Source organism: Streptomyces sp. Mut1, from assembly GCF_030719295.1.
Taxonomy (GTDB): Bacteria; Actinomycetota; Actinomycetes; order Streptomycetales; family Streptomycetaceae; genus Streptomyces; species Streptomyces castrisilvae.
In genome coordinates, this window is the sequence record NZ_CP120997.1 from 157055 (window position 1) to 181001 (window position 23947).

Sequence of the window (23947 nt, forward strand, 5' to 3'; positions counted from 1 at the left end):
ATGTCCCGTCGCGACGGCGACGTCCTTCCCCTCAGCGCGGCCCAACGGGAGATCTGGCTCGCCGAGCAGAGCTCCCCGACTCCGATCCCCGGCTACCGCGTCGGCGAGTGCCTGGAAATCCACGGACCGGTCGACCCGGAGCTGTTCGAAGCCGCGTTGCGCCGGGTGGTCGACGAGGTCGACGCCCTGCACGTCACCTTCGTCGACGACGGTGAGGGCCCGCGCCAGATTCTCCGCGAGACCTGGGACTGGGCGCCGGCGCACCTCGATCTCGGGGCCGAGCCGGACCCCCGGGCGGCCGCGATGGAGTGGATGGAGCGGGACCTGGCCCGTCCGCTGTCCCTCACCCGTGATCCGCTGTTCGGCCATGCGCTGATCCGCCTGTCCCCGACGGAATTCCTCTGGTACCTGAACTACCACCACGTGGTGCTGGACGCGATCAGCAGCTCGATGGTGCGGGAGCGGGTCGGCGCGGTGTACTCGGCACTGGCCGAGGGGGGCGTCGTCGCGCCCTCGCCGTTCGGCGCGCTGCGGGACCTGGTCGAAGGCGACGCCGCCTACCGCTCCTCCGCCGATTTCACAGCGGACCGCACCTACTGGACCGAGCGCTTCACCGACCTGCCCGCCCCGACACGGCTCACGGACACCTCCGTGACCGACCCGCACCGGAGCCTGCGCATGGCCGGCGAACTGGAGCTGCGAAGTCCCGGGGCGCTGCGTGCCGCGGCGGCTCGGGCCGGTGTCAGGTGGTCGCGGGTCGTGATCGCGGCGACGGCGCTCTACGCCCACCGGCTGACCGGCGCCCAGGACGTGGTACTCGCCCTTCCCGTCACCGCACGCCGGAACTCCGGCCGCGACCTGGCGCCCATTCCCGGCACGATGTCCAACGTGGTTCCCCTCAGGCTGACCGTACGACCGGACATGGCGTGGGGCGACCTCGTCGCCCAGGTGGCGCGCGAGGTCGAGTCGGCCGTCGCGCACGAGCGTTACCGCGGCGAGGACCTGCTGCGCGACCTCGGCGCGCCGGGCAGCATCGGAACGGCGTTCCCGCTGATCGTCAACATCATGGCCTTCCACGCCAGGCCGAGCTTCGCCGGGCACCCCGCATCGGTGCACCACTTCGTGTCGGGCTCGACCTCCGACCTGGCGATCTGGCTGTTCGACTACCGGGACGGCAACCCCCCGCTCCTCAGGCTGCACGGCGCTCCGGAGGCGTACGGCGACGACGACCTGGCCGCGCACCAGCGGAGGCTGCTCGCCCTGCTCGAAGCCGTCGCGGACCTCGGGCCGGACGAGGCCGTGGGCCGGGTCGACCTGCTCACCGCCGAGGAGCACCGCGCGGTGGCGGCCCTCGGTACCGGGCCGGCGGCGGAAGCGACCGCTGGGAGCCTGCCGGAGCTGTTCCGGGCTCAGGTCCGCGCGATTCCCGAGGACGTCGCGGTGGTGTGCGGTGATGTGTCGCTGACGTACGCGGAGCTGGACGCGCGGGCGAACCGGCTGGCGCACGCGTTGATCGCGCGGGGTGCGGGGCCGGAGCGGCTGGTGGCGGTGGCGCTGCCGAGGTCGGCCGAGTTGGTGGTGGCGATCCTCGCGGTCCTGAAGTCCGGTGCGGCGTACGTTCCGGTGGACCCCGAGTATCCGGCCGCCCGGATCGCGTACCTGCTCGACGACGCCCACCCGGACCTGGTGGTCACCGACGGCCGTAGTGGTGAGCGCCTGCCCGGCGGCGGTCCGGCCGGCCGGCTGGTCCTGGACGACCCGGAGACGGCGGAGCTGGTGACCGGCTTCCCGGCGGCCGATCCGATGGTGGCGGTCGACCCCGGCCACCCGGCGTATGTGATCCACACTTCGGGTTCCACCGGCAGACCCAAGGGCGTCGTGGCGACACACGGCGGCCTGGCCAACCTGTTCACCGACCACCGGCAGGTGCAGTTCGCCCCGCTGCTGAACGACCGGCGTCGGCTGCGAGTGGCGCTGACCACCTCGGTGTCCTTCGACGCCTCCTGGAACCAGCTGATGGCCCTGTTCGCGGGTCATGAGTTGCACGTCATCGACCACATGACGTGGACCGACCCGGAGGCGTTCGTCGACTACGCGGCGCGCCGTGGCCTCGACTACATCGAGGCCACCCCTTCCTACCTCCAGGACCTCGTGGCCCACGGGCTGTTGGACGATCCCCGGCACAGCCCCGCGCTGGTGGCGGCCGGCGGGGAGGCCGTCCCCGAGCAGTTGTGGGAGCGGCTGCGGGCCGCCGAGGGAACCTCCTGCCTCAACCTGTACGGACCCTCCGAGTGCACCGTCAACTCGGTCACCGCCCCCCTCACGACGAGCCCCCGCCCCGTCATCGGCCGGCCCGTCACCCACGCCCGCCTCCACGTACTCGACAACGCCCTGCGACCCGTACCCGAAGGCGTGACGGGCGAGCTGTACATCGCGGGTGCCGGACTCGCACGCGGCTACCTCAACCGGCCCGACCAGACCGCGGCACGGTTCGTCGCCGACCCCTACGGCCCAAGCGGTTCACGGATGTACCGCACAGGCGACCTGGTCCGCTGGAACACCGACGGAAACCTCGAATTCCTCGGCCGCACCGACGACCAGGTCAAGGTACGCGGCTTCCGCATCGAACCCGGCGAGATCGAGACCGCCCTCACCGAACACCCCGGCGTCGCACACGCCGTCGTCACGGTCCGTACCGACGAGGAAGCCCGGCTGGTCGGCTACGTCGTCCCCGCCGGGGGACGGACCGTCGCCCCGGACGAACTGCGGGAACGACTGCGGGAACGGCTGCCGGACTACATGGTGCCGTCGGCACTCGTGGTGCTGGACGCACTCCCGCTGACGCCGAACGGCAAGCTCGACCGGCGGGCTCTCCCCGCCCCCGAGCACCGGCCCGCCGCACCGGGCCGCGCCCCCCGCTCCGCGGTCGAGCACCTGCTCGCCGGGCTCTTCGCCGAGGTGCTGGGGGTCGCCGAGGCCGGTCTCGACGACAGCTTCTTCGACCTCGGCGGTCACTCCCTGCTCGCCACCCGGCTCATCGCACGGGCCCGGTCGGTGCTGGGCGTGGAACTGCGGCTCCGCGATCTGTTCGACGCGCCGACAGTGACGCGGCTGGCGGCCAGGGTGGATGTCGCGGGCCGGGCACGTCCGGCGCTGGGGCGGCGTGAGCGGCTCGGGACGGTACCGCTGTCGTTCGCCCAGCGCCGGCTGTGGTTCCTCCACCGGATGGAGGGTCCGAGCGCCACCTACAACATCCCGTTGGCCCTGCGGCTGTCCGGAAGCCTGGACGAGCGCGCCCTGGAAGCCTCACTGGCGGACGTCGTCGGGCGGCACGAGAGTCTGCGCACCGTCTTCCCCATGGTCGCCGGCGAGCCGTGCCAGCGCGTCCTGGACCCGGACGCGGCACGGCCGCGGCTGCGGATGACCGAGGTGTGCGGGAGCGAGTTGCCCGGCCGGCTGGCCGAGGCGGCCCGGCAGGGCTTCGAGCTCGCCGAGGAGCCGCCGCTGCGGGCCGAACTGTTCCGGATCGGCGCCGAGGAGCATGTGCTGCTGCTGGTGGTGCATCACATCGCCGGTGACGGCTGGTCGACCGGTCCGCTCTCGCGGGATCTCACGACCGCGTACGCGGCCCGGGCCAAGGGTGCGAAGCCGCAGTGGTCGCCGCTGCCCGTCCAGTACGCCGACTACACCCTCTGGCAGCAGGAGCTGCTGGGCGACGGCGACGACCCGGACAGCCTGCTCAACGGCCGGCTCGCGTACTGGCGGGAGCGGCTCGCCGGCCTGCCCGACCAGCTCGAACTGCCCTTCGACCGGCCCCGCCCCGCGTCCATGTCCTACCAGGGCGCCCAGCTGCCGGTGCGCATCGACGCCGAGCTGCACCAGGGGCTCCGCGCACTCGCCCGTGACGGCGGGGCCAGTCTCTTCATGGTGCTCCAGGCCGGTCTGGCCGCTCTGCTCGGCAAGCTCGGCGCCGGGGCCGACATTCCGATCGGCACGCCGGTCGCGGGACGCGCCGACGAGGCGCTGGACGACCTGGTGGGCTTCTTCGTCAACACTCTGGTGCTCCGCACCGATGTGTCCGGAGACCCGTCGTTCACCGAGCTTCTCGGCCGGGTGCGCTCCGACGCGCTCGCCGCGTACACCCACCAGGACCTGCCGTTCGAGCACCTCGTGGAGGCGCTGAACCCGACCCGGACACTCGCGCACCACCCGTTGTTCCAGACCATGCTCACCCTGCAGAACGCGCCGTCCGGCACGTTCGGCCTGCCGGGACTGCGGGTGGCGGCTGACCTGGTCCCCACCGGAACGGCCAAGTGCGACCTGACCTTCGTCCTGGCCGAACAGCCCGGCGCGGGCGGTCTGTCAGGGGTCGTGGAGTACAGCACCGACCTGTTCGACGCGGCCACCGTCACCGCGATCGTCGAGCGGTGGCTGCGGCTGCTGCGCGCTGTCGTCGCCGCCCCAGGCCGGCGGATCGGACAGGTCGACGTGCTGTCCGCCGAGGAACTCGCGGCGCTGCTGCCGGCCGGCACCGGGCAGACGGGCGAGCTGCCTCGGAGCGGCCTGCCCTCGCTGTTCGAGGAGCGGGTGAGGGCGAACCCGGCCGCGACCGCCCTCACGAGCGGCGAAGCCTCCCTGACGTACGGCGAGCTGAACGCCCGGGCCAACCGGCTGGCGCATGCCCTGATCGACCGGGGGGTGGGGCCGGAGCAGTTGGTCGCGCTGGCCCTGCCACGGTCGGCGGAACTGGTCGTGGCGGTGCTCGCGGTGCTCAAGGCCGGTGCCGCCTACGTGCCGGTGGACCCGGAGTACCCCGCTGCCCGCATCGCCTATCTCCTCCAGGACACCCGGCCCGCGCTGCTCGTGACGACGAGCCGGGCGGGCGAGCGGCTGGGCGCGGATGGCCCGGACCGGCTGCTGCTCGACACCTGCGACCTGGCAGGGATGCCGGACACGGACCCGGACGTGGCCATCGACCCGGCCCACGCCGCCTATGTCATCCACACATCCGGCTCCACCGGCGACCCCAAGGGCGTGGTGGTCCCGCATGCCAACGTGGTGCGCCTCTTCGACACCACGCGTGAGCTGTTCGGCTTCGGCGCCGACGACGTATGGACCCTCTTCCACTCCTACGCCTTCGACTTCTCGGTGTGGGAGCTGTGGGGCCCGCTGCTGCACGGCGGCCGTCTGGTGGTCGTGGACCACGAGACCAGCCGCTCGCCCGGCCGGTTCCTGGAACTGCTCGCCCGCGAGCGGGTGACGGTGCTCAACCAGACGCCGTCCGCCTTCTACCAACTGATGCAGGCGGACGCGGAGGACCCGGCGACCGGCGGCCGGCTCGCCCTGCGCACGGTGGTCTTCGGCGGGGAGGCGCTGGAGCACGCCCGGCTGTCGGGCTGGTACGGGCGGCACCCCCAGGACGCGCCGCGACTGGTCAACATGTACGGCATCACCGAGACCACCGTGCACGTGACCCACGCGGCGCTCGACCGGACCGGCACCGCCGCCGGTGAGATCGGCGCCCCCCTCCCGGACCTGCGGGCCCACGTGCTCGACGCCGGCCTGCGGCCGGTGGCCCCGGGCGTTCCCGGCGAGCTGTACGTCGCGGGTGCCGGGCCGGCGCGGGGCTACCTGAACCGTCCGGGCCTGACCGCCGGGCGGTTCGTGGCGGACCCGTTCGGACCGCCGGGGTCACGGATGTACCGCAGTGGGGACGTGGTGCGCCGCAGCGCCGACGGCACCCTGCGCTACGTCGGCCGGGCCGACCAGCAGGTCAAGGTACGCGGGTTCCGGATCGAGCTCGGCGAGATCGAAGCCGCCCTGGCCGCGTATCCCGGCATCGCCCAGGTCGCCGTCCTGGCCCGGCAGGACCGGGCCGACGACACCCGGCTGACCGCGTACCTCGTGCCGGCCGCCGGTGGGGCACCGCGCCCCGCCGACCTGCGGGAGCACCTGCGCGAGCGGTTGCCGCAGTACATGGTGCCGTCGGCGTTCGTCACGCTGGACGCCCTGCCGCTGACCGTCAACGGCAAGCTGGACCACCGGGCTCTGCCCTCCCCCGGCATCGGCCCGACGGCCGCGTCCCGTGCGCCGCGCACCCCTCAGGAGCAGATCCTCCGCGAGCTGTTCGCGGAGGTCCTGGGCGCGCCGTCGGCAGGTGTCGATGACGGCTTCTTCAATCTGGGCGGGCACTCCCTCCTGGCCACCCGGCTGGCTGCCCGCGTGCGCGCGACGCTCGGCGTGGAGATGCCGCTGCGCACGCTGTTCGAGGCGCCGACCCCGGCCGGTCTGGCCGCCGCGCTGATGGCGGCGGGGCCCGCGCAGGCCGCCCTGGCGCGGCGCGAGCGCCCCGCGGTCGTCCCGCTGTCGTTCGCACAACGGCGGCTGTGGTTCCTGCACCAGCTGGAAGCGGCCGGCGCGAACTACCACATCTCCCTGGCCTGGCGGCTCTCCGGCGATCTGGACCGGTCGGCCCTGGAGGCCGCCGTGGCGGACGTGGTGGCGCGGCACGAGAGCCTGCGCACCGTCTTTCCCGAGGTGGACGGCGTGCCGCACCAGCTGGTGCTGGACGCGGAGGCGGCCGGACCGCGGCTGCGTGTGAGCCGGACCACCGAGGCGGGGCTGCCGGCCCTGATGGCGGCGGCCAAGGACCGGCGGTTCGACCTGTCCGTGGACGTACCGCTGCGGGCCGAGCTGTTCGAGTCGGCGCCGGACGAGCACGTCTTCCAACTGGTGCTCCACCACATCGCCGGCGACGGCTGGTCGCTGGGGCCGCTCACGGAGGGGCTGACCGACGCCTACACGGCGCGCCGCCGCGGTGAGAAGCCGCAGTGGGAGCCGCTGCCCGTGCAGTACGCCGACTACACCCTCTGGCAGCACGAACTTCTCGGCGACTCCGCCGACCGAAGCAGCCTGCTCGCCGGCCAGGCGGACTACTGGACCCGGCAGCTGGCCGGTCTTCCGGAGCTCATCCGGCTGCCCACCGACCGGCCCCGTCCGGCGGTCGCCTCGCACCGGGGCGGTTCCGTGCGCGCCGGGCTGGACGCCGGGCTGCACCGCGGGCTGCGGGAACTCGCCCGCGCGCACGGGACCAGTCTGTTCATGGTGCTCCAGGCCGGGCTCGCGGCGTTGCTCAGCAAGCTGGGCGCGGGCGACGACATCCCGGTCGGCAGTCCGGTCGTCGGCCGGACCGACCAGGCGCAGGACGAGCTTGTCGGCTACTTCGTCAACACCCTGGTGTTCCGTACGGACACCTCCGGCGATCCGACGTTCGCCGAGCTGCTGGACCGGGTCAGGGACACGGCGCTGGCCGGGTACGCCCATCAGGAGCTGCCGTTCGAGTACCTGGTCGAGGTCCTGAACCCGTCCCGGTCGCTGGCGCACCACCCGCTCTTCCAGGTGATGCTGGTGCTGCAGAACGCGCCCCGGGCCGACTTCGCGCCGCCCGGGTTGCGTGTCGGCGAGATGGCTGCGGCCTCGACCACCGCCAAGCTCGACCTGACCTTCACGATGTCCGAACGCCACGCGGAGGACGGCACCCCGGACGGGATCGAGGGGTCCGTCGAGTACGCGGACGACCTCTACGACCCGGCCGCCGTCGAGACGATGATCGCCCGGTGGGAGCGGTTGCTCCGCGCCGCGGTCGCCGACCCGCGACGGCGGCTCAGCCGGGTCGACCTGCTCACCGCCGAGGAGCACCGCGCGGTGGCGGCCCTCGGTACCGGGCCGGCGGCGGAAGCGACCGCTGGGAGCCTGCCGGAGCTGTTCCGGGCTCAGGTCCGCGCGATTCCCGAGAGTGTCGCGGTGGTGTGCGGTGACGTGTCGCTGACGTACGCGGAGCTGGACGCGCGGGCGAACCGGCTGGCGCACGCCTTGATCGCGCGGGGTGCAGGCCCGGAGCGGCTGGTGGCGGTGGCGCTGCCGAGGTCGGCCGAGTTGGTGGTGGCGATCCTCGCGGTCCTGAAGTCCGGTGCGGCGTACGTTCCGGTGGACCCCGAGTATCCGGCCGCCCGGATCGCGTACCTGCTCGACGACGCCCACCCGGTGCTGACGGTGACCGACAGCCGCGCCCTGGGCCGTCTTCCGGACGGTCCGGCCGGCCGGCTGGTCCTGGACGACCCGGAGACGGCGGAGCTGGTGGCCGGCTTCCCGGCGGCCGATCCGATGGTGGTGGTCGACCCCGGCCACCCGGTCTACGTCATCCATACCTCGGGTTCCACCGGCAGGCCCAAGGGCGTCGTGGCGACACACGGCGGCCTGGCCAACCTGTTCACCGACCAGCGCCCGCTGCTCTCCCGTGCGGGAGAGCGGCTGCGGATGGCGCTGACCACCTCGGTGTCCTTCGACGCCTCCTGCGATCAGCTGTTCGCTCTGTTCGCGGGTCATGAGCTGCACGTCCTGGACCACGCGACGTGGACCGACCCAAGGGCTTTCGTCGACTACGTGGTGTGCCACGGTCTCGACCATGTCGAGGCCACCCCCTCCTACCTCCAGGTTCTGCTCGATCACGGGCTGTTGGACGATCCCCGGCATCGCCCCGCGCTGGTGGCGGCCGGCGGGGAGGCCGTCCCCGAGCAGTTGTGGGAGCGGCTGCGGGCCGCCGAGGGAACCTCCTGCCTCAACCTGTACGGACCCTCCGAGTGCACCGTCAACTCGGTCACCGCCTCCCTCGCGACGAGCCCCCGCCCCGTCATCGGACGGCCCGTCACCCACGCCCGCCTCCACGTACTCGACAACGCCCTGCGCCCCGTACCCGAAGGCGTGACGGGCGAGCTGTACATCGCGGGTGCCGGACTCGCACGCGGCTATCTGAACCGGCCGGGTCTCACGGCGGGGCGGTTCGTGGCGGACCCGTTCGGTCCGGACGGCTCGCGGATGTACCGCACCGGCGACCTGGTCCGCTGGAACACCGACGGAAACCTCGAATTCCTCGGCCGCGCCGACGACCAGGTCAAGGTACGCGGCTTCCGCATCGAACCCGGCGAGATCGAGACCGCCCTCACCGAACACCCCGACGTCGCACACGCCGCCGTGACCGTCCGGCAGGACCGGGCGCGGGGCCCCCGGCTGGTCGCCTACCTGCGGCCCGCCACCGGGGCGGAGCCCCGGACGGAAGAACTCCGGGCTCACCTGCGCGAGCGGCTGCCGGACTACATGGTGCCGGCCGCCTTCGTCCTTCTCGACGCTCTGCCGCTGACGCCGAACGGCAAGCTCGACCGGCGCGCCCTGCCCGAGCCGGAGTCCGCCGCGTCCTCGGCCGGCCGGGCACCGCACACTCCGCAGGAGCAGGTGCTGGCCGGGCTGTTCGCGGAGGTGCTGGGCCTTCCGAGGGTCGGTGCCGACGACGACTTCTTCGACCTCGGCGGCCACTCCCTGCTCGCCACCCGGCTCATCGCACGGGCCCGCTCGGTGCTGGGCGTGGAACTGGCCCTCCCCGCCCTGTTCCGCACGCCGACCGTGGCAGGGCTGGCCGCCGGTCTCGGCGGCGCGGACCGGGCCAGGCTCGCCGTGGAACGCGCCGAGCGGCCCGAGGTCGTGCCGCTGTCGTCCGCTCAGCGCAGGCTCTGGTTCCTGCGCCAGCTGGAGGGCGCCGACTCGGTCTACAACATGCCCCTCGCCTGGCGGCTCTCGGGCCCGCTGGACCTGGCGGCCCTGGAATCGGCGCTGGGCGATCTCGTCGACCGGCACGAGACCCTGCGCACGGTCTTCCCCGCCTCGGACGGCGTCCCCCACCAGCGGGTACTGCCCGTGGGTGAGGCGGTGCGCCCGACCCTGCCGGTGACCCCTGCCGACGAGTCGGTTCTGTCGGAACTGCTGGCGGGAGCCGCGGCGCGCGGATTCGACCTCGCGTCCGAACCTCCGCTGCGCGCCGAGGTGTTCGAGGTCTCGGCGGACGATCATGTGCTGCTCCTGGTGACGCACCACATCGCCGGTGACGGCTGGTCGCTGGGCCCGCTGGCCACCGATCTGGCCACGGCCTATGCGGCGCGCGGCCGGGGCGAGGAGCCGCGGTGGGCGCCGCTGCCCGTGCAGTACGCCGACTACACCCTCTGGCAACACGAACTGCTCGGCGATCCGTCCGACGAGGACAGTCTGTCCGCCCGCCAGACCGCCTACTGGATGCGGACGCTCGACGGCCTGCCGGAGCAGATCCGGCTCCCCGCCGACCGCCACCGTCCCGCCACCTCTTCCTGCTCCGGTGGCCGGCTGGCGATCGAACTGAACGCGGAACTCCACGCGGGGCTGCTCCGGCTCGGCCGGGAGCACGGCGCCAGCGTGTACATGGTGCTCCAGGCCTCCCTGGCATCCCTGCTGGACAAGCTCGGGGCCGGCACGGACATCCCGGTCGGCAGCCTGATCGCCGGCCGGACGGACCAGGCGCTGGACGACCTCATCGGGTTCTTCGTCAACACCCTGGTCCTGCGCACGGACACCAGTGGTGACCCTTCCTTCGCGGAGTTGCTGGTCCGCGTCCGGGAGCGCTCGCTCGGCGCGTACGCGCACCAGGACCTGCCCTTCGAGCAGGTCGTGGAGGCCCTCAACCCGTCCCGGTCGCTGACCCGCCAGCCGCTGTTCCAGGTGCTGCTCGCGTTGCAGAACGTGCCGCGCACCGAGTTCGCGCTGAGCGGTCTGGCCACCGAGGCCGTCCTGGTGGGGACGCCGACGACCATGTTCGACCTCGGCTTCCACCTGCTGGAGCGCGGCGGAGCCGGGGGCCGGGCCGAAGGCATCGTCGGGCGGGTCGAGTACAGCACCGACCTGTTCGACGCCGCGACGGTGGAGGCCCTTGTCGCCCGGTGGCTGGGGCTGCTGGCGGCGGTCGTCGCCGAGCCGGAGCGTCCGCTGAGCCGGATCGACGTCCTCACCGCCGAGGAGCGGCGCGAGCTGCTCGTCACCCGCAACGACACGGCCTCCCCGGTCCCCGACACCACCCTGCCCGCGCTGTTCGAGGCGCAGGCCCGGTCGGCGCCGAAGGCTCCGGCGGTGGTGTTCGAGGACAACGTGCTGACCTACGACGAGCTGAACCGCCGGGCCAACCGACTGGCCCATGCGCTGATCGCGCGGGGCGTCGGACCGGAGCAGGTCGTCGCCCTGAGGCTGCCGCGTTCGGCCGAGCTGGTGATCGCCGTTCTCGCGGTGCTCAAGACGGGCGCGGCGTACCTGCCGGTCGACCCCGACTACCCGGCCGCGCGCATCGCGTACATGCTGGAGGACGCGCGCCCGGCGGTGGTGCTCGACGACCTCGCCGACGTCACTCCGTCCGGCCGCCGGCCGGAGCACGATCCGGCCGTCCCCGTGGACGGCCGCCACCCGGCCTATGTCATCTACACCTCCGGCTCCACCGGCCGGCCCAAGGCCGTGACGATGCCCGCGGCCGGACTGCTGAACCTGCTGACGTGGCACCACCGGGTCGTCGGCGGCGAACCCGGCACGCGCACCGCGCAGTTCACCGCGATCAGTTTCGACGTCTCGGTGCAGGAGGTGCTGTCCGCGCTGCTGTACGGCAAGACGCTGGTGGTGCCCACCGAGGAGCAGCGCCGCAGTGCCGAACTGTTCGCGCGCTGGCTCGACCGGCACCGGGTCGAGGAGCTGTTCGCGCCGAACCTGGTGGTCGAGGCGCTGGCCGAGGCCGCCGAGGAGGCCGGGCTCGGCCTGCCCCACCTGCGGCTGGTCGCGCAGGCCGGGGAGGCGATGCGGCTGGGCGGTGCCGTCCGCCGCTTCCGGGCCCGCCGTCCGGGCCGGGTTCTGCACAACCACTACGGGCCCGCCGAGACCCATGTGATCACCGCCTACGCGCTTCCGGACGACTCCGCCGACTGCCCGCTGCCCGTGCCGATCGGCCGCCCGATCGCCAACTGCCGGGCGTACGTCCTGGACGCGGCACTGTGTCCGGTGGCACCCGGAGTGCTGGGCGAGCTGTACCTGGCCGGCGCGGGGCTCGCCCGCGGCTACCTGAACCGGCCCGGTCCGAGCGCGACGCGATTCGTGGCCGACCCCTACGGACCGGCCGGTGCGCGGATGTACCGCACCGGCGACCTGGTGCGCTGGCGGGCCGACGGCGAGCTGGAATACGCCGGCCGGATCGACCACCAGGTCAAGGTGCGCGGCTTCCGGGTCGAGCCCGGCGAGATCGAGGCCGAGCTGACCGCGCACCCGGGCGTCGCCCAGGTCGCCGTACTCGCCCGGGAGGACCGGCTCGTTGCCTATGTCGTCCCCTCGGACGGGACCGCGACGGGGGCGGGACTGTCCGCGTTTCTGCGGGACCGGGTGCCGGAGTACCTCGTGCCGTCCGCGTTCGTGCTGCTGGACGCTCTGCCGCTGACTCCGAACGGGAAGCTGGACCGCGCGGCGCTGCCCGCCCCGGAAGCGGATGCGGCCGGCGGTGGCCGGGCACCGCGTACCCCGCAGGAGCAGATCCTGTGCGAGCTGTTCGCGGAAGTGCTGGGCACCGGGCGGGTCGGGGTCGACGACGACTTCTTCGAGCTGGGCGGCCACTCCCTGCTCGCCACCCGGCTGGTCTCGCGGGTACGGGCCACCCTGGGCGTCGAACTGGAGCTGCGCGCCCTGTTCCGGAGCCCGACCCCCGCGGGGCTGGCGGCCGGGCTGCACGGCGCCGGCACCGCGCGGCGGGCTCTCGTGCCCCGGCCCCGCCGCGAACTGATGCCGCTGTCCTTCGCTCAGCGCCGGCTCTGGTTCCTCCAGCAGTTCGGGGCACCGAGCGCCACCTATCACATGCCGCTCGCCCTGCGGCTGTCCGGGGACCTCGACCGGGGGGCGTTGAGCGCCGCGCTCGTGGACGTGGTGGCGCGGCACGAGACCCTGCGCACGGTCTTCCCGCAGACGGGCGGAATCCCGCACCAGCGGGTGCTGGACACCGCCGAGGCAGCAATCCCGCTGGCCGTGCGCACGGCCGGCGGGACCGAGGTGCCCGCGCTGCTGCGCGACGCGGCGGTGCGTGCTTTCGACCTGACCACGGAAGTGCCCCTGCGGGCGGAGCTGTTCGCGGTCGCACCCGACGAGCACGTGCTGCTGCTGGTGATGCATCACATTGTCGGGGACGGCTGGTCCATGGGGCCGTTGGCCCGTGACCTGGCCGCCGCCTACACGCACCGGCTGGGTGGCGCGGAACCGCAATGGCCGCCGCTGCCGGTGACCTACGGCGACTACACCCTCTGGCAGCACGAGATCCTGGGCGACGAGGACGACGCCGACAGTCTGTTCGCCCGGCAGGTCGCCTACTGGAGGAAGACGCTGGCCGGGTTGCCCGAGCAGCTGCGGCTCCCGGCCGACCGGCCCCGTCCGGCCGTCATGTCGTACGGCGGCGACGTGCTGGAACTCCGGATCGACGCGGAACTGCACGCCTCCCTGGCGGAGTTGGCCCGGCGTTCCGGGGCGACGCTTTTCATGGTGCTGCAGGCCGCGCTGGCCGCCTTGTACACCCGGCTGGGCGCGGGAACGGACGTCGCGATCGGGAGTCCGATCGCGGGGCGTACGGACGAGGCACTGGACGACCTGGTCGGGTTCTTCGTCAACACGCTGGTCCTGCGCACGGACACGAGCGGTGACCCGAGCTTTAACGAACTCCTGGGCCGGGTACGGGAGACGGCACTCTCCGCGTACGCACACCAGGACGTACCGTTCGAGCACCTGGTGGAGACACTGAACCCGTCCAGGTCCCTGTCCCACCACCCCCTCTTCCAGACCGGTCTGGTGGTGCAGAACGCGCCGGGCGGCGGCTTCGAGCTGCCGGGTATCCAGGTCTCCGGGATGGCCGTGCTCACCGGTACCGCGCGACTCGACCTGACCTTCGGCATGGCGGAGGAGCACGGACCCGACGGCGCACCGGCCGGGCTCAGCGGCGCGATCGAGTACAGCACCGACCTGTTCGACCGCTCGACGGTGCGGGCTCTGGCCGCCCGGTGGACCAGGCTGCTGGCCGAGGTCGCCGCCGCACCCGACCGGCCGATCGGCGGGATCGACCTGCTGTCCGCCGAGGAACGAGGTGAGCTGCTGCCGCCCGTCGGGGAAGAGGCGGCGGGGGCGAGTCTGCCGGAGCTGTTCGCGGCGCGGGTGGCCGCAACCCCGGACGCGGTCGCGCTCGTCCACGGCGCGACAGAGCTGACCTATCGTCAACTGAACGCCCGGGCGAACCGGTTCGCGCACGCACTGATCGGACGGGGTGTCGGACCGGAGCAGGTCGTGGCCGTGGCACTGCCACGCTCGGTGGAGTCCGTCATCGCCGTCCTGGGCGTACTGAAAGCGGGAGCGGCCTACCTCCCGGTCGACCCCGACTACCCACCCGCCCGCATCACGTACATGCTGGACGACGCCCACCCCGCACTCGTGGTCGACAACCCCGCCACGGTCACGGAAGGCCACTGGCCGGACACCGACCCGCAGACCGCGATCGACGTCCGCCACCCGGCATACGTGATCTACACCTCGGGTTCGACCGGCCGCCCCAAGGGCGTCGTCGTGAGCCATGCCGGCGTGTCCCGTCTGGTGGCGATGCAGCGCGACCGGCTCGGCGTGGCGCCGGGGAGCCGGGTGCTCCAGTTCGCCTCCCCCAGCTTCGACGCGTCCTTCTGGGACCTCTGCAGCGCGCTGCTCACCGGCGCGGCCCTCGTCCTGGCCCCCGCCGAGGCCCCGCTTGAGGCCCTCACGGACGGCGGGCTCTCCGTCACCCATGTCACGCTGCCGCCCTCGGCCCTCGCCGCGCTCGACGGCGCCGGACTCACCGCCACCACCCTGGTGGTGGCGGGCGAGGCGTGCCCGCCGGACCTGGTGGAACGCTGGGCACCCGGACGCCGGATGATCAACGCGTACGGCCCGACCGAGACCACCGTGTGCGCGACCATGAGCGACCCGCTGTCCCCCGGAACCGGCGTCCCGCCGATCGGACGACCGGTCGCCGGCTTCCGGGTGTACGTACTGGACGAGCGACTGCGCGTCGTACCACCGGGCGTCACCGGGGAGCTGTACGTCGCGGGGCCGGGGCTGGCCCGCGGATACCTGAACCGGCCGGGCCTGACGGCGGGACGGTTCACGGCCTGCCCGTTCGGGCCGCCGGGCGCGCGGATGTACCGCACGGGCGACCTGGTGCGGCGCCGGGCCGACGGCGAGCTGGAGTACGTCGGCCGAGCCGACCAGCAGGTGAAGGTGCGCGGCTTCCGGGTCGAGCCCGGAGAGATCGAGGCCGCGCTCACCGAGCACCCCGCCGTCGCCCAGGCCGCTGTCGTGGCCGGGGACGACCGGCTCGTCGGCTACGTGGCTGCCCGTCCCGGCCGCTCCGTGCGCCCCGCGGAGCTGGCGGCGCATCTGCGCGAACGGCTGCCGGACTACCTGGTGCCGACCGTTCTCACCGTGCTGGACACACTGCCGCTGACTCCGAACGGGAAGCTGGACCGCGCGGCGCTGCCCACGCCCGAAGCCGCTCCCGCCGGGAGCGGCCGGGCACCGCGCACGCCGCAGGAGCAGATCCTCGCCGAGTTGTTCGCCGAGGTGCTCGGCGTGCCGCTGGTCTCGGTCGACGACGACTTCTTCGGCCTGGGCGGGCATTCCCTGCTGGCCACCAGGCTGGTCGCCAGGGTGCGCTCCGTGCTCGGTGCGGAGCTGGGGCTGCGCGCGCTGTTCCGGACGCCCACCGTGGCGGGCCTGGCCGAGGCGCTGGGCGAGGAAGGCCGGGTCCGCCCGGCACTGACCCCGTACCAGCGGCCCGAGGTGGTGCCGCTGTCGTTCGCCCAGCGCCGCCTGTGGTTCCTGCACCGCATGGACGCCGCAGCCGCGACGTATCACATTCCGCTGGCGCTGGAGCTGACCGGAACGCTCGACCGGGCCGCGCTGGACCTGGCGCTGGCCGACGTGGTGGCCCGGCACGAGAGTCTGCGGACGGTGTTCCCGGAGGTCGACGGCGTGCCGTGCCAGCGCGTGCTGGAACCGGACGCGGTCCGTCTGCGGGCCCGGCCGGCCGAGGTGTCCCGGGCCGGACTGCCGCAGCGGCTCTCCGAGTCCGCCCGGCGTCCCTTCGACCTGGCGGCGGAGCCGCCGCTGCGCGCGGACCTGTTCACGGTCGCTCCTGATGAGCACGTACTGCTGCTCGTCATGCACCACATCGCCGCGGACGGCTGGTCCACCGGGCCGCTGGCCCGTGACCTGGCCGAGGCGTACGAGGCCCGTTGCGCCGGCCGGGCGGTGAGCCGGCCGGCTCTGCCGGCGCAGTACGCCGACTACACGCTGTGGCAGCGCGAGTTGCTCGGTGACGCCGCCGACCCGCAGAGCCGGTTCGCCGAGCAGCTCGCCTACTGGAAGCAGCAGTTGGCCGGCCTGCCCGAGCTGCTCCAGCTGCCGGCCGACCGGCCGCGTCCGGCCGTCGCCGGCCGGCAGGGCGACCACATCGGACTGGAACTCGACCCCGCACTGCACTCTTCCCTCGCGCAGTTGGCCCGGAGCACCGGGACGAGCCTCTTCATGGTGCTGCAGGCCGCGCTGGCCGCGTTGTACACCCGGCTGGGCGCGGGTACGGACGTCGCGATCGGGAGTCCGATCGCGGGGCGTACGGATGAGGCACTGGACGACCTGGTCGGGTTCTTCGTCAACACCCTGGTCCTGCGCACGGACACGAGCGGCGACCCGAGCTTTACGGAACTCCTGGGCCGGGTACGGGAGACGGCGCTTTCCGCGTACGCACACCAGGACGTCCCGTTCGAGCACCTGGTGGAGACACTGAACCCGTCCAGGTCCCTGTCCCACCACCCCCTCTTCCAGACCATTCTGGCCGTGCAGAACGCCCCGACCGGCCGGTTCTCGCTGCCCGGCCTGGAGGTCGCCACCTACGCGGTGGCGACCCGGACCGCCAAGTTCGACCTCGGCGTGAGCATGGTCGAACGGTTCGGCGCGGACGGGGCCCCGGCCGGAATCGTCGGCGCGGTCGAGTACGCCACCGACCTGTTCGACCGCTCGACGGTCGACGCCCTTGTCCGGCGCTGGACCCTCCTGCTGAAGGCCGTCACCGCCGACCCGGAGCAGGCGATCGGCGGGATCGACCTCCTGGACGCCGACGAGCGGCGCCGGATGCTGGAACAGGACAACGCGACCGCCCGCGACGTGGGCACCCTCCCGCTGCCGAATGCCTTCGCGGCGCGGGTGGCCGCAACCCCGGACGCGGTCGCACTCGTCCACGGCGCAACAGAACTGACCTATCGTCAACTCGACGCACAGGCGAACCGGTTCGCGCACACGCTGATCGGACGGGGTGTCGGACCGGAGCAGGTCGTGGCCGTGGCACTGCCACGCTCGGTGGAGTCCGTCATCGCCGTCCTGGGCGTACTGAAAGCGGGAGCGGCCTACCTCCCGGTCGACCCCGACTACCCACCCGCCCGCATCACGTACATGCTGGACGACGCCCACCCCGCACTCGTGGTCGACAACCCCGCCACGGTCACAGAAGGCCACTGGCCGGACACCGACCCGCAGACCGCGATCGACGCCCGGCACCCGGCATACGTGATCTACACCTCGGGTTCCACCGGCCGCCCCAAGGGCGTCGTGGTCGGCCACGGCGGTCTGGCGAGTCTCGTCGCCGGACAGATCGAGCGCTTCGCGATCGCGCCCGACAGCCGGGTGCTCCAGTTCGCCTCCCCCAGCTTCGACGCCTCGGTGTCGGAGATCTGCACGGCCCTGCTGTGCGGGGCCGCTCTGGTGCTGCCCGCCGGGGCGGGGCCGCTCGCCGCGCTGACCGATCCGGGCCTCGGCATCACCCATGTGACGGTGCCGCCGTCCGTCCTGGCCGCCGTGGCCGACGGTGCGGTGACCGCGTCGACGCTGGTGGTCGCGGGCGAGGCGTGCCCGCCGGACCTGGTGGAACGCTGGGCACCCGGACGCCGGATGATCAACGCGTACGGCCCGACCGAGACCACCGTGTGCGCGACCATGAGCGACCCGCTGTCCCCCGGAGCCGGCGTCCCGCCGATCGGACGGCCGATCGCCAACGCCCGGGTCTATGTGCTGGACGAGCGGCTGCGCCCCGTGCCGCCGGGCGTGACCGGGGAGCTGTACGTGGCCGGCGCGGGTCTCGCGCGCGGTTATCTGAACCGGCCGGGCCTGACGGCGGGACGGTTCATCGCCTGCCCGTTCGCGTCCGGCGAGCGCATGTACCGCACCGGCGACCTGGTCCGCCGGCTGGGCGACGGCCAGTTGGAGTACGTCGGCCGAGCCGACGACCAGGTGAAGGTGCGCGGCTTCCGGGTCGAGCCCGGAGAGATCGAGGCCGCGCTCACCGAGCACCCCGCCGTCGCCCAGGCCGCTGTCGTGGCCGGGGACGACCGGCTCGTCGGCTACGTCGTTCCGCGTCCGGGCCCGTCCCGCGACGACGGGCTGGAGGCGGACCACGTGGGCGAGTGGCAGGACATCTACGACGCCCTGCCGATCGCCCCCGGGGAGGCGGTCTTCGGGCACGACTTCGTCGGCTGGAACAGCAGTTACGACGCCACACCGATCCCCGTCGAGCAGATGCGGGAGTGGCGCGACGCCACGGTGGACCGCATCCTGGCCCTGCGCCCGCGCCGGGTGCTGGAAGTCGGGGTCGGCACCGGGCTGCTGCTCTCGCAGATCGCACCCCACTGCGACAGCTACTGGGCGACCGACTTCTCCGCCACCGCGATCGACTCCCTCACCACCCAGGTGGCGAAGGAGGAGCGGCTGACCGGGCGTGTGGTGCTCCGGACCCGGCCGGCGCACGACACCGAGGGGCTGCCGGCCGGCGAGTTCGACACCATCGTCATCAACTCCGTGGTGCAGTACTTCCCGTCCGCGGACTACCTCGCGGACGTGGTCGGGAAGCTGATGGGGCTGCTCGCCCCCGGCGGGGCGCTCTTCATCGGTGACGTCCGCAACCTGCGGCTGCTGCGCCCGCTGGCCACCGCCGTCCAACTCCACCGGACCGCCGACGGCACCGATCTCGCGGCCGTCCGCCGTGCGGTGGAGCAGGCGGTCAGGGTGGAGAAGGAACTCCTGGTCGACCCGGACTTCTTCGCCGTCCTGCGCGACCGGGGTACGGACATCGGCGCGGTGTCCGTGGAGGTCAAGCGCGGCCGCCACCACAACGAGCTGACCCGCTACCGCTACGACGTGACGCTGCGCAAGGCGCCGGCCGGCACGGAGGCCCGGGGCCGGGTCGCCGAGCTGGAGTGGGACCGGCAGATCGACGGGCCGGCCGGCCTGCGCGAACTGCTCGGCGGGCAGCCGCCCGAGGTGCTGCGGATCACCGGAGTGCCGAACCGCCGAGTGGTGCGGGAGGCCGCCCTGGCCCGAGCGGTGCGGGACGGGGACGGGACGCTCGCCGAGCTGCTGCGGCGGCTGCACGCCCCGGACGAGACGAGCGGCCTGCCCGACCCGGAGGACTTCCACGCCCTCGGGCAGGAGTTCGGCCGGACCGTGACTGTCACCTGGTCGGCGCTCGCGGCCGACGCCGTGGACGTCGTCCTCGCCGACCCCCGGACGCGCCCCGGCTCCCCCGCCGGGCAGTACCGGCCGGCGTGTGCCGCCGGGACGGCGCTGTCCTCGCTGACCAACCGCCCGACCGGCAGCCGCCGCACCGGCGCCCTCATCGGTGAGCTCCGCGACTGGCTGCGCGGGCGGCTGCCGGACCATCTGGTCCCGTCGGCGTTCGTGGCCCTGGATTCGCTGCCGCTGACGGCGAGCGGCAAGCTCGACCGCCGTGCGCTGCCCGCCCCCGGCCTCGGCCCGGCCAACGCCGGGCGGGCTCCGCGCACCCCGCAGGAGCAGGTTCTCGTGGGGCTGTTCGCGGAGGTGCTCGGGCTGGCCCAGGTCGGGGTCGACGACAGCTTCTTCGACCTCGGGGGGCACTCGTTGCTGGCGACCCGTCTGGCCTCCAGGGTCCGTGCCACCCTCGGCGCGGAACTGGAGGTCCGGACCCTGTTCGAGGTCCCGACCGTGGCCGGACTTGCGGCCCGGCTCGACGGTGCCGGAGCCGCTCGCCCCGCCCTGACCGCCCGGCCCCGCCAGGAGCGGGTGGAGCTGTCCTTCGCCCAGCGCCGCCTGTGGTTCCTGCACCGGATGGACGGCCCGAGCGCCACCTACAACATGCCGCTCGCGCTCAGCCTGGACGGCGGCCTCGACCGGCCGGCCCTGCGTGCCGCGCTCGCGGACGTGATCGCCCGGCACGAGAGCCTGCGGACGGTCTTCTGTGAGACCGACGGTGTCCCGTACCAGGTGGTGCTGAGCGCCGCCGAGGCACATCCGGCGCTGCCCGTGACCGAGATCGACGAGAGCCGACTGGCCGAGCGGCTCGCGGACACGGCCCGGCGCGGCTTCGATCTCGCTACGGAGCCGCCGATCCGGGCCGAGTTGTACGCGCTCGCCCCCGACCGGCACGTGCTCCTGGTCGTCGTGCACCACATCGCCGCCGACGGCTGGTCCATGGGGCCGCTCTCCGGGGACCTCGCGTCGGCCTACGCGGCGCGCTGCCGGGGCGAGGAACCGCGGTGGTCCCCGCTGCCGGTGCAGTACGCCGACTACACCGGCTGGCAGCGCGACCTGCTCGGCGACACCGCCGACCCGGACAGCCTGTTCGCCCGTCAGCTGGCCTACTGGAAGGCGGAGCTGGCGGACATTCCGCAGCAGCTGCACCTGCCGGCCGACCGGCCCCGGCCGCCGGTGGCCTCCCAGCGGGGCGACCGGGTCGTGGTGGCCCTGGACCCCGAGCTGCACCAGGCGCTGCGCGAGCTGGCCACCGCCCGCGGCGCCAGCATGTTCATGGTGCTTCAGGCCGGCCTCGCCGCCCTGCTGAGCCGGCTGGGCGCCGGTACGGACATTCCGATCGGCAGTCCGATCGCCGGCCGGACCGATCAGGCGCTGGACGAGCTCGTGGGGTTCTTCGTCAACACCCTCGTGCTGCGCACCGACACCAGCGGTGACCCTGGCTTCGCCGAACTGCTCGGCCGGGTGCGGCAGAAGGCGCTCACCGCCTACGACCACCAGGACGTGCCGTTCGAGTACCTGGTCGAGGTGGCCAACCCGGTGCGGTCGCTGGCCCACCACCCGCTGTTCCAGGTCATGCTCGCGCTGCAGAACGCGCCGCTCGGCGAGTTCGCGCTGCCGGGACTGGAGACGCGTCATGTGGAGGCACCGACCGGGACCTCACGGGTCGACCTGACGTTCAGCCTGGCCGAGCGGTTCCGCCCGGACGGCGGCGCCGCCGGACTGGCCGGCGCGGTGGAGTACGCCACCGACCTCTACGACGCGTCCACCGTGGAGCTGCTGTTCGAGCGCTGGGCCCGTCTGCTGCGCGCGGCGGTCACCGACCCGGACCGGCCGATCAGCCGGATCGACCTCATGTCCGACGCGGAACGCCACCGGCTGCTCCACGGGTTCAACGACACGGCCGCGGAGCTGTCGGCGGACGCGGTACCCGCGCTCTTCGCCCGTCAGGTGCGGACTGCCCCGGACGCGGTCGCGGTCGTGGCGGACGGCACCGAGCTGACCTACGCGGAACTCGACCTGCGGGCCGACCGCCTGGCGCGGGCGCTGATCCGCCATGGCGTACGACCGGAGACCCCGGTCGCGGTCATGCTGGACCGCTCCGCGGAGCTGGTCGTGGCGATCCTGGCCGTCATCAAGGCCGGCGGCGCCTACGTACCGCTGGACCCGCGATTCCCCTCCTCGCGGATCGACCTGATCCTGCGGGAGAGCGGGGCGGCGCTGGTCCTCACCCGGGAAGTGCTCACCGCGCTGCTGCGGTCCGGGGACGACGATCCGGCTCCTGTGGACGTCCCGTGCGAGGCCGGGCAGTTGGCGTACATCATGTACACCTCCGGCTCGACCGGGCGGCCGAAGGGGGTGGCCGTCACCCACCGGGACGTCGTGGGTCTCGCGCTGACCCCCGAGTGGCGCGGCGGCGGGCACGAGCGGGTGCTGATGCACTCCCCGACGGCCTTCGACCTCTCGACGTACGAACTGTGGGTTCCACTGCTCAACGGCGGCCGGATCGTGGTCGCACCGCCCGAGCGGCTCGACCTCGACCTGTTGCAGCACACGATCGCCACGCACGGCGTGACCGGACTGTGGCTGACCGCCGGGCTGTTCCGCCTGGTCGCCGAGGAGCGCCCGGGTCTGCTCGCCGAGGTGCGCGAGGTGTGGACCGGGGGCGACGTGGTCTCGCCGGCCGCCGTCGCCCGGGTCCTGGCGGCCTGCCCCGGCATCGAGGTCGTGAACGGCTACGGGCCCACCGAGGCCACCACCCTGGCCACCCGTCACCCGGTGCACGACCTCCCCGAGAACGCCGCGACCGTGCCGATCGGCGGGCCCATGGCGAACATGCGCGCCTACGTGCTCGACGGCCGGCTGCGTCCGCTGCCGGCCGGGATGGTCGGTGAGCTGTATCTCGCGGGGACGGGCGTGGCCCGCGGCTACTTCGGCCGGCCCGGCCTGACGGCGGAGCGCTTCACCGCTGACCCGTACGGTCCTGCCGGGAGCCGCGTGTACCGTACCGGTGACCTGGCCCGGTGGCTTCCCGACGGCACGCTGGAGTTCGCCGGCCGCGTCGACCACCAGGTCAAGCTGCGCGGTCAGCGGATCGAGCCGGGAGAGATCGAGGCCGTCCTGGCGAGCTGCCCGGATGTCGCACAGGCGGCCGTGGTCGCCCGTGAGGACCGGCCGGGCGACAAGCAGCTGGTCGCCTACCTGGTGCCCGCGCCCGGAGCCGCACCCGGGACCGCGGAGCTGGCCGGCCGGCTGCGCCGCGAACTGCCCGACTACATGGTGCCGGCGGCGTTCGTCACCGTGGAATCCCTGCCGCTGACCGCCAACGGCAAGCTCGACCGGGCCGCGCTGCCCGCCCCCGACTACCGGGTCACGGACTCCGGACGCGGGCCCCGGACACCGCAGGAGCAACTGCTGTGCGGGCTGTTCGCCGAGGTCCTGGGCCGGGAGCGGGTGGGCATCGACGACGGCTTCTTCGACCTGGGCGGGCACTCGCTGCTGGCCGCCCGGCTGGCCTCCCGGGTCCGCGAGACCCTCGGGGTCGAGCTGGGACTGCGCCTGCTGTTCGAGGCGCCGACCGTGGCCGGGCTCACCGAACGCCTGGCCATGAACAATCCGGACGACGCCCTGGACGTACTGCTGCCCCTGCGTTCGACCGGGACGGAGACGCCTCTCTTCTGTGTCCATCCCGGCGGTGGCATCAGCTGGTCGTACAGCGGGCTGCTGAACCACCTCGGCCGCCGGCACCCGGTCTACGCCCTCCAGGCGCGCGGCCTCGGCCGGCCCGAGCCGCTGCCGGCGTCGTACGAGGAGATGGCGGCCGACTACGCGGACCACGTCCAGAAGGTCCAGCCGCAGGGTCCGTACCTGCTGCTCGGCTGGTCCGCGGGAGGGCTGATCGCCCACGCGCTGGCCTGCGAACTTCAGGCGCGCGGTGAGCGGACCGCGCTGCTGGCCGTCCTGGACGCCTACCCGGTCAAGGACGTGCGGTTCGAGGAGGAGCCGGTGCCCACCGTCCGGGACGTGCTCGTCGGCGTGCTCGACGTCGACCCCGACGAACTGGGCGACCGGGACATCGCCTACTCCGAGGTCGCCGAGGTCCTGAACCGGCGGGGCAGCGCCCTGGCCGGACTCGACGAGCGGCAGGTCGAAGTGATCGTCCACATCATGATCAACAACGCGAAGCTGGCGGTCGATTTCGTCCCCGGCAGGTACGACGGCGACCTGCTCCTGTTCAACTCCACGATCGACCGGGGCGACGACGACGCCGGTCCGGATCTCTGGCGTCCGTACATCGCGGGCCGGATCGAGTCCCACGAGATCACCACGCGGCACGACCAGATGACCCGAGCGGGGTCGCTGGCCCAGATCGGGCCGATCCTGGCCGCCAGGATCGCCGAGGCCACCGGTGACGCCGGTGACACCACCCTTCCCCTTCAGGAGGACTGAC

1 protein-coding gene is annotated in these 23947 nt (G+C 73.3%); it reads left to right on the forward strand.

Annotated elements, in window-relative coordinates; genetic code table 11:
* Positions 1–23946: a non-ribosomal peptide synthase/polyketide synthase gene (locus P8A18_RS00695; RefSeq protein ID WP_306050717.1), complete on the forward strand. Its 23946-nt coding sequence runs from the start codon at positions 1–3 to the stop codon at positions 23944–23946.
* The last annotated feature ends 1 nt before the right edge of the window (position 23947 follow it).

Bases quoted from the DNA above. Each gene is read 5' to 3' on its own strand.
- P8A18_RS00695 (WP_306050717.1), top strand. From the start codon at position 1: ATGTCCCGTCGCGACGGCGACGTCCTTCCCCTCAGCGCGGCCCAACGG.